Raw genomic sequence first — 8,280 nt, 5'->3', positions numbered from 1 at the left:
GCACGCAGGCGCCCCGCCCGTCACGATTCGACCGGCAGCACCCGAAGACCCCGAAGGGACCTCCACCCCAATCAGCCGACGGCACACCCGCGCCTCGGCCTGAATCGGCCGTGCCCCTCTCATCCCTCTTTCACCGAGTGCTCATACGGTGGGGACATGACGCAGGAGACTCCCCCCGGGTGGTACCCCGATCCCGGGCAGACAAGTGACGGTCCCGCCACCGAGCGCTGGTGGGACGGCAAGGCGTGGACCGAGCAGACCCGGCCCGCCGGATCGGCCGCCGCATGGGGTCCCCCGGAACAGGTCGCGAGCCCCGGGGACGCCGGGCCCTATCCGGTCTATCCGCCGTATCCCGTTCAGCCGCCGGCGGGAACGCGGCGCGGCCGCACGGGCATAGCCGTGGCCGTGGCGGTCGTGGTGCTGGCGAGCATAGGCGTGGGGGTGTACGCGCTGGCCGACAGCGGAAACGGCAAGGACGACGCGTCCACCTCGCAGGGCCCGGGCGGCCAGGGCGGACCGTTCGGCGGCAACGGGGGGCCCGGCGGCTCCGGCGGCAGCGGAGGTTCCGGCGGCGCGTCGCCCTCCCCGCGGGGGTCCGAGGCGCCGAGGATCGAGAGCGGTTCGGTGACCGACTCGATCGACGGGATCAGCCTGCCCATCCCGGACGACTGGTACGGCCAGGAGATCCAGGTCGGTGCGTCCGTGACCTCGAACGACTCCTACGCCTGCCCCGGCGACACCTCCGAGAAGTGCACGAAGGGCGGTGCCTACTCGGCGCCCGCCCTGGCCCTGGGCACCAAGGGCAGCACGGCCGAGGCGGTGGCCAAGGCCGACATCGAGGCGAACGCCGAGCAGTCCTACGGCGGCAAGACGTACGGCTCGATCACCTCGCACGACGTACTGGACTCCGAGGCGGTGACCGTGGCCGGGCAGAAGGGCTACCGGGTCCGCTGGAAGGCGGTCACCAGCAAGGGCTCCGACGGCTATGTGGAGTCCCTGGCCTTCCCGTCCCCGGCGAACCCGCAGCAGATCGTGGTGGTGCGCTTCGGCGTCGACGTCGAAGAGGGCCAGAGCGTGATCGACGACATCACCAAGGGGATCAAGGTGTCGACGGGCGGCGGCAGCGGCCAGGACGTCTGACGCCGGGCCCCCGGGTCCGCGTCGGCCGGGTGGGGCGCCTCCCCGCTCGGGAGGCCCCCCACCCGGCCGGGGGGTGCGCGCCGCCCCCGTCCCCACGGTGCGGCGCGAGCAGGTCGCCGTCCAGTCATCCCGTGGACGGCGGCCTGGGTCTCAGGTCAGGCCGAGCGCCGGCAGTACGGCGGCCTCGACGAAGCGGACCAGGTAGTCCGGGTCGGCGTACTTCCCGTCCACCACGGGCCGGGCGCGGACGACACCGAACATCTGCGCCGGGACGTATTCCAGCGCCGGGTGTCCGGATGCGATCTCACCCCGGTCGACCCCACGCTGGAGAATGTGCCTCAGTGCGGCGATCTCCGGTTCGACCAGCGCCTCACGGAGCAGCTTGGTGTCGTGCATCGACCACCGGCCCGCGGCGCGGGCGGCCTCGCGCAGGTCCTCGGCGAGCGATCCGGTGTCGATCCCGTCGAACTTCGCCCTGCGGCGGGAGCGCAGGGCGGCCACCACGAACTGGGGCTTGGTCTTCCACTGCCGGTAGAGGGTCGACTTGCTGCACCGGGTGCTGGCGGCGACGCCCTCCATGGTCACGGCGTCGTATCCGCATTCGCGGACCTGTTCGAGCACGGCGTCGAAGAACTCCTGCTCACGCTCGGGCGTGATCTTGGAGCGGCGCGAGGCGGCGACCGTCTCCGGTCCGTCCGCGGCCTGCGACGTCATGAGCTCTTCCCTTCCTTCGCTCCGGCGGCCGGGCTGCTTTCGCGGTCGCCGCGTTTCATTCCCGGATTCCAGTGTGTCGTATGTCAATCGATACGCCAGTGTACCGGTACCCGACCGTATCGGTACACTGGCGTATCGGTACGAGGTCGTATCGATGAGTTTTGGAATCCGGACGAGTCACCACGTTGTTCGGATTCGGTATCAGCACCACCGTCAGCGAAAGGGCCGGGGGAATGAATGCCCGCACCGAGCCTTCAGAAGCGGAGCCGGGCGCCACAGCGCGGCCGCCGCTCGTCCGTGAGCTCCTGCTCGTCGTAGGACTCTTCCTCGTCTACAAGTTCGGCCGGCAACTGGTCACGGGCCACACCACCGAGGCCTACCGCAACGCCGACCGCGTATGGGACTGGGAACGGACCCTGCACCTGCCCGGAGAGGGCTCGGTCCAGTCGCTGCTGCTGCACGGCGACACCCTCGCGCACCTCGCGAACACCTACTACGCGACCGTCCACTTCCCGGCCACGGTCGCCTTCCTGGTCTGGCTGTACCTGAGGCGTCCCGCCCGCTACCTGTGGGCCCGTCGCGTCCTCGCCGGCCTCACCGGCGCCGCCCTGGTGCTGCACCTCGTCTTCCCGCTGGCCCCGCCGCGGATGCTCGCGGCGGCCGGTCTGGTCGACACCGCGAAGGTCTACGGCCCCTCCGTGTACGGCCCGCCGCAGACCGACTCCCTCTCCAACCAGTTCGCCGCGATGCCCTCGCTGCACTTCGGCTGGGCCCTGATGGTGGCGATCGGCCTGATCGTGGCCACCCGCTCGCGGTGGCGGTGGCTGTGGCTGCTGCACCCGCTGGTGACCCTCGCGGTGATCGTCGGGACGGCGAACCACTACTGGATGGACGCGATCGTGGTGACGGCCCTGCTCGGCGTCGTCCTGGCCGTCGTCCGCCCCCTGACCTCGCCCCGGGGGACCCTCGTCCCGCTTCGCTCCCGGCACCGGACGGCCACCACGGCACGCCAAGCCCAGGAGAAGCTCGCCCCGGCCGAGTCCGAGGAGAACGTCCTGGTCGGAGCGGGCCGATGAACGCCACCCTGCTCGCCCTCGCCCTCTCGCTGCTCTCCTCCGTCGCCTACGCGGCCGCAGCCGTCGCCCAGGAGCGCCTCGCCTCCCGCGAGCCCGGTTCCGGCGTGCTGCGGATGCTGGGCTCGGGCGCCTGGTGGGGGTCGGTCGCGCTCAACGCGTCGGCCGCGCTGCTGCATGTCGTCGCCCTCAAGTACGGGCCACTGACCGTGGTCCAGCCGCTCGGCGCCCTCACCCTGGTCGCCGCGGTGCCGCTGGGCGCCCGGATCGCCGGGCGCCGGGTCAGCGCGACGGAGTGGCGGGGCACCGTGTACACGCTGGCCGGACTCGCCGCGATCCTCGTGGTGGCGTCGGGCTCCGAGCCCGGCAAGGTGCTGAGCACGTCCGAGGCGGTGGCGGTGGCGGCGGTGACGGCGGCCCTGATCGGCGTGCTGGCCCGTCCCGGTACCCGGCCCGGCATCCGGCACGCGTCGGCGTCCGGGGTCGCCTCGGGCGTGGCGTCCGCGCTCACCCAGACCGTGACGGTGGCCGCGACGGACCGTTCCGAGTCGCTTCTCAGCGTCCAGGTGATCGGCGTGGCCCTGCTGGTCGCCGCCTTCGCCGCGGGCGGGCTCCTGCTCTCCCAGACCGCCTACCGTGACGGCCTCGGCGCCCCGCTCGCGGTGGTGACCCTGGCCAACCCGCTGGCCGCCGCCGTGATCGGCCTGTCCCTGCTGGGCGAGGGCCTGCGGGGCGGCGCGGCGGGCGTCCTGCTCGCCCTGGCGGGCGCGGGCCTCGCGGCCTGGGGTGTGGTGCTGCTGACCCGCACGCCCCCGGTGGCGGTGGACGACGACCATCCGGTGGCGGCGGTCCTGGCCCTCGAACCGTCGACGGCGTCGGTGGAACCGGCCCTGCGGGACATGACAGTGCCCCGGCAGCCGGGGCCGGGGCACCTCACACCGCTGTAGGGACGCTCAGCCGAACCCGCGGGCGTCCTGCTTCAGCGCCGTGTCGACCGTCAGCGCGGTGGCGACGACCAGGCTCAGCAGCGGCTCGGGCAGCTGGTAGTGGATCTGGAGCACGTAGTTGTCCGCGGTCGTGAACATCGTCTTGGCGAGCCCCTCCCACGTCTTCGTGATCCGGGCGACCTCGTTGTCGGTGTGGTCGACGATCGCGAAGTTCCAGGCCCGCCAGTTCTCCGCCTTGATCGCGCCGACCTGCCGGCCGTCCACCATCAGCGCGAAGTTGATCTTCCCGATCATGTTCTGCTGGACGATCTCACCGACCGGCGTACCGTCCGGACGCTCCACGATCACCCGGGACTTGAAGATCTTGCCCGGCCGGGTCAGCAGCATGAGCGGCTGCCCGTGGGCGTCGCGGATCTCCAGCCTGATCTTCATGAACTGATCGATGCTCCAGAAGAACCGCACGATCTTCCGGAACGCGCTCTGCCCGACCTGGGTGACGGAGCCGAGCTGGTTGCCGTGCTGGTCCATGACCTTGTACTCGTTGGTCAGCTCGATCAGCTTGGCCTTCTGGTTGACCACGAGCACCGGCTCGGTGAACAGCGTGCCGCCGCCCGCACCGCCCCCGGTGACGCCGGCCTGCTGCTGCACCTGACGCTGCACGCGCGGGTCGGGACCGGCCGACTGCTGGGGCATCTGCGGTGCCGGGGCCGGCGGGGCCTGCACGGCCTGCCCCGCCCCCTGCTGGTCCTGGTGGGTGTGCTGCGTCCACTGCGCCCCGTCCCAGTACCGGAGCGTCTGGGCGGCTCCGTGCGGATCGGGGTACCAGCCTGAAGGTGTGTTCGAATGCGTGGTCACCGGGGCACACTACCCCGGGACCACCGCATTCCGGCCATGTGTACGACCGCTCCCCGTACGGCTTTACCTGGTGATTACGGCGGGATCACTCACCCCGGGACGCCCGTTCTCGACATGTCCGGCGAATCGCCTGAAGAACGCCGGCTCGGCGTCGGAGGTGACCGTGAGGTCGTACCAGCGACGGCTCCTGACGAGCCCGAAGGTGTGCCGGACGGTGGCGCCGGACCGCACGGTGAAGGTGCGCGCGGGATCGCCGTAGCCGCTCGTCACCTTCAGACGGACCGTGCCGGAGCCCTTGTTGGTGAAGGTCAGCTCGACGTCGTCGCCGGTGTGGCGGGCGGTCACCTCGGGGCCGGCGCTCTTGTTCGACCCCCGGAAGGCGCGCAGGAAGCCTGCCGGGCCGTGCACGGTCAGGTCGTACGCCCCCTTGGAGTACGCCGAGTTCCAGGTGTCCGAGACCGTCCGGCCGGCCTCGGTGGTGTAACTCCAGGGCCCGTCCGTGCGGTTGCCGGAGGTCACCAGGAAGGCGGCACCGGCCTTGGCGCCGGAGGCGAAGGTGAGGGTGAAGGTGCCGTTCCTCGCGTCGACGGAACCGTCCACGCGCGGCACGTACTTGAGGGGTCGGGCGGGACGCAGGCCGGGCTCCTGCTTCGGCAGGGTGCCGACGGCGGGCGGGACGGGCACGTAGTCGGGGTGGCGCTCGCGGTCCGGCGGTTCGTAGCCGTCGGTGTCCGGCAGGGCGACCGGCCTGGTGTCCTTGCGGGAGAAGTCGAAGGCGGAGGTCAGGTCGCCGCAGACCGCGCGCCGCCAGGGCGAGATGTTGGGCTCGTGGACGCCGAAGCGCCGCTCCAGGAAGCGGATGATCGAGGTGTGGTCGAGCGTCTCGGAGCAGACGTAACCGCCCTTGCTCCAGGGCGAGACGACGAGCATCGGCACCCGCTGGCCGAGTCCGTAGGGGCCGGCCGGGTGGCCGGCGTCGCCCTTGAAGAGGTCGAGGGAGGGATCGACCGTGGACTTGCCCTGGGCCGCCGAGCCGGGCGGGAAGGCGGGGACCACGTGGTCGAAGAAGCCGTCGTTCTCGTCGTAGGTGATGAACAGGGCCGTCTTCGCCCACACCTTCGGGTCCGCGGTGAGCGCGTCCAGGACCTGGGCGATGTACCAGGCGCCGTAGTTGGCGGGCCAGTTGGGGTGCTCGGTGAAGGCCTCGGGGGCGACGATCCAGGAGACCTGGGGCAGCTTTCCGGTTTTGACGTCGGCCCTGAGCCGGTCGAAGTAGCCCTCGCCCTTGGTGAAGTCGGTCCCGGTGCGGGCCTTGTCGTACAGCGGATCGCCGGGCTTGGCGTTCCTGTACTGGTTGAAGTAGAGCAGCGAGTTGTCGCCGTAGTTGCCCCGGTAGGCGTCCGGGATCCAGCCCCAGCTGCCGTTCGCGTCGAGGCCGTCGCCGACGTCCTGGTAGATCTTCCAGGAGACGCCGGCCTTCTCCAGGCGCTCGGGGTAGGTGGTCCAGCCGTAGCCGGCCTCGTCGTTGCCGAGGACCGGGCCGCCGCCCTGGCCGTCGTTGCCCGTGTAGCCCGTCCACATGTAGTAGCGGTTCGGGTCGGTCGAGCCGATGAACGAGCAGTGGTAGGCGTCGCAGACGGTGAACGAGTCGGCGAGGGCGTAGTGGAAGGGGATGTCCTCGCGGGTCAGGTACGCCATCGTCGTGGACCCCTTGTTCGGGACCCATTTGTCGTACTTGCCCCCGTTGAAGGCGGCGTGTCCGTCGTTCCAGCCGTGCGGGAGGTCCTGGATGAACTGCATGCCCAGATCGTCGGCCTCGGGACGGAAGGGCAGGATCTCCTTGCCGTTCCGGTCCGTCTGGTGCCAGACGGACTTGCCGTTCTCCAGGGTCACGGGGCGCGGGTCGCCGAAGCCGCGCACGCCCCTGAGCGAGCCGAAGTAGTGGTCGAAGGACCGGTTCTCCTGCATCAGGACGACGACGTGCTCGACGTCCTCGATCGTCCCCGTGCGGTGGTGGGCCGGGAGCGCGGCGGCGCGCTGGATGCTGTTCGACAGGGCGGTGAAGGCGGTGGTGGCGCCCGCGAGTTGGAGGAATCTGCGCCGGTTGACGTCGGACATGAGTGAGGGACCTCTCAATCCTGCGCATCGATGGCCCGAAGGTGACGGAAGGTGCGCGCAGCGAGTGTTCCAAGAGCAACAAACGTCAGGGAAGGGTGCGGTGGCGCTGATGTGAAAGTCGCGGGTACGGGAGGGGTCGAGGCCCAGCTCTCCTCATGGAGCGAGGGCTCATTCCGCTCCGCCGCGGGCGTTGTAGACGGCGACCTCTCCGTCGTCGATCGCCTTGCGGTAGGCGTGGAACACGGCAAGCGCCTCGTCCCTCAGCACATCCGTAACGACCTCGATGCCGCGCCTCTCGAACTGCTCGGCCCAGTCCGCGCCGACCGGCCCCTCGTCGAACGTGGTGAGCTCCTCCAGCTCCGGACCCTCCCCCGCCACCACCAGGCCACGGACGCCGGACCACATCGTGGCGCCGTAGCACTGCACGCAGGGACGCCAGTTGACGACCAGCTCGTGCGCGGGCAGTCCCGCACCACCGAGGTCCCAGCCGCCCGTCGCCCGCTGGGCGAGGCCGAGCGCGACGACCTCGGCGTGCGCGCCGGAGACCCCGGCGGACAGGACGACGTTCACTCCGACGGAGACGATCCGCCCGCTCTCCCGCTCGGTGACGAGCGCGGCGAACGGGCCGCCGTCGCCCGCACGCCAGTTGCGGTCGGCGAGGCGGTGCACCAGACGCATGCGGTCCTCGCGGGACGGCAGGGCGGCGGGCACGCCGGCGAGTTCGTCGTCGACCCAGGCGGGCAGGGCGACGCGGTATTCCCTGGCGATGTCGATCACTGTGTGTTCCTCCGCGGCTTGCGTGGCGCCTTTCCCCAAGGGCCGGCAGGTCGTTCCCGCCGAGCCCTCGCTGCGAACTCCGCACGGGTGAGAACCGTGCGGGGCGGTGGGCGCAGGACCGTCTCCGCGTCCCACGGATCCACCCCGGTCCAGCCGAAACCCCGGACGATCTCGTCGAAGACCGGTGCGAAGTCCGCGCCGACGAGGTCCGGCATCCGGTGGCGCAGTCGCCGCACCCGGGCGAGGAAGGCCGCGGGCAACGGCACGTGGTACGTCTCCAGGTAGTGCGCGAAGTCCGCGCGCCACACCCACAGGCCGTCGGTGACGAGCGACGAACAGCCGGACGTGTGCCGGTGGGCCTCCCCGGTGAGGACGTCGACGCCTGCCTCCATGAAGTGGGTGAGACGGTGCCCCGTGTCCAGGTACTCGACGATCTCCGCTTCGTCCGGTTCGCCGGACGTCCGCACCTGGGCCGCCAGCGGTCCCGCGCTCGACCCGGTCTGGGGACCGAAGTCGTCGAAGAAGCCGAGCAGCCTCAGCATGCGCACTCCCCCGACCCGGTCGACAACCTCGACGAGCATACGCAGGGCAGGGTCGGAGGCGCCGGGCCACCACCTTGCCCGCCCTTCCCCTTCCGTGAGACGGAAGCGGTGTTG

General features: G+C 71.0%; 8 protein-coding genes. 3 read left to right on the top strand and 5 right to left on the bottom strand.

Going from position 1 to position 8,280, the window contains the following annotated elements; genetic code table 11:
* The first annotated feature begins 156 nt into the window (after nucleotides 1-156).
* Nucleotides 157-1,140, top strand: coding sequence for a DUF2510 domain-containing protein (locus AOJ26_RS14305; RefSeq protein WP_053848642.1), 984 nt, complete (start codon nucleotides 157-159; stop codon nucleotides 1,138-1,140).
* 150 nt (nucleotides 1,141-1,290) lie between these two features.
* Here the strand turns inward: AOJ26_RS14305 and AOJ26_RS14300 are convergent, their stop codons facing one another.
* Nucleotides 1,291-1,854, bottom strand: a complete 564-nt coding sequence (locus tag AOJ26_RS14300) for a TetR/AcrR family transcriptional regulator (protein ID WP_053848641.1) — start codon at nucleotides 1,852-1,854, stop codon at nucleotides 1,291-1,293.
* 233 nt (nucleotides 1,855-2,087) lie between these two features.
* On the opposite strand from AOJ26_RS14300, the gene AOJ26_RS14295 reads away from it, so the two are divergent.
* Nucleotides 2,088-2,930, top strand: coding sequence for a phosphatase PAP2 family protein (locus AOJ26_RS14295; protein WP_053848640.1), 843 nt, complete (start codon nucleotides 2,088-2,090; stop codon nucleotides 2,928-2,930).
* Entirely contained in the window at nucleotides 2,927-3,874 is a 948-nt protein-coding gene (locus tag AOJ26_RS14290) for a hypothetical protein (RefSeq protein WP_053848639.1), read from the top strand. Before AOJ26_RS14295 ends, AOJ26_RS14290 begins: the two co-directional genes overlap by 4 nt.
* 6 nt (nucleotides 3,875-3,880) lie before the next feature.
* Here the strand turns inward: AOJ26_RS14290 and AOJ26_RS14285 are convergent, their stop codons facing one another.
* From AOJ26_RS14285 to AOJ26_RS14270, 4 genes are all read right to left on the bottom strand, one after another.
* A complete protein-coding gene (locus AOJ26_RS14285; protein ID WP_053848638.1) occupies nucleotides 3,881-4,729 on the bottom strand; it encodes a phospholipid scramblase-related protein in 849 nt (282 codons plus the stop codon).
* Nucleotides 4,730-4,792: 63 nt separating this feature from the next.
* Nucleotides 4,793-6,847, bottom strand: coding sequence for a phosphocholine-specific phospholipase C (locus AOJ26_RS14280; protein ID WP_053848637.1), 2,055 nt, complete (start codon nucleotides 6,845-6,847; stop codon nucleotides 4,793-4,795).
* A 168-nt stretch (nucleotides 6,848-7,015) separates the two neighbouring features.
* Complete coding sequence (locus tag AOJ26_RS14275; RefSeq protein ID WP_053848636.1) at nucleotides 7,016-7,624, bottom strand: CMP deaminase; 609 nt, start codon at nucleotides 7,622-7,624, stop codon at nucleotides 7,016-7,018.
* On the bottom strand, nucleotides 7,621-8,205 hold the full coding sequence (locus AOJ26_RS14270; protein ID WP_234358551.1) for a hypothetical protein: 585 nt from the start codon (nucleotides 8,203-8,205) through the stop codon (nucleotides 7,621-7,623). Before AOJ26_RS14270 ends, AOJ26_RS14275 begins: the two co-directional genes overlap by 4 nt.
* Nucleotides 8,206-8,280 lie beyond the last annotated feature (75 nt).

It is taken from the genome of Streptomyces sp. NRRL B-24085, from assembly GCF_001282115.1.
In the GTDB taxonomy this organism is placed as follows: Bacteria; Actinomycetota; Actinomycetes; order Streptomycetales; family Streptomycetaceae; genus Streptomyces.
Note: the sequence above shows the minus strand (reverse complement) of the source record. Positions and strands in the feature narration are given on the sequence as shown.

What these genes read in the sequence shown, in the direction of transcription:
- AOJ26_RS14270 (WP_234358551.1), bottom strand. Translation starts at nt 8,205, where the DNA reads ATGCTCGTCGAGGTTGTCGACCGGGTCGGGGGAGTGCGCATGCTGAGG.
- AOJ26_RS14295 (WP_053848640.1), top strand. Translation starts at nt 2,088, where the DNA reads ATGAATGCCCGCACCGAGCCTTCAGAAGCGGAGCCGGGCGCCACAGCG.
- AOJ26_RS14280 (WP_053848637.1), bottom strand. Translation starts at nt 6,847, where the DNA reads ATGTCCGACGTCAACCGGCGCAGATTCCTCCAACTCGCGGGCGCCACC.
- AOJ26_RS14290 (WP_053848639.1), top strand. Translation starts at nt 2,927, where the DNA reads ATGAACGCCACCCTGCTCGCCCTCGCCCTCTCGCTGCTCTCCTCCGTC.
- AOJ26_RS14300 (WP_053848641.1), bottom strand. Translation starts at nt 1,854, where the DNA reads ATGACGTCGCAGGCCGCGGACGGACCGGAGACGGTCGCCGCCTCGCGC.
- AOJ26_RS14305 (WP_053848642.1), top strand. Translation starts at nt 157, where the DNA reads ATGACGCAGGAGACTCCCCCCGGGTGGTACCCCGATCCCGGGCAGACA.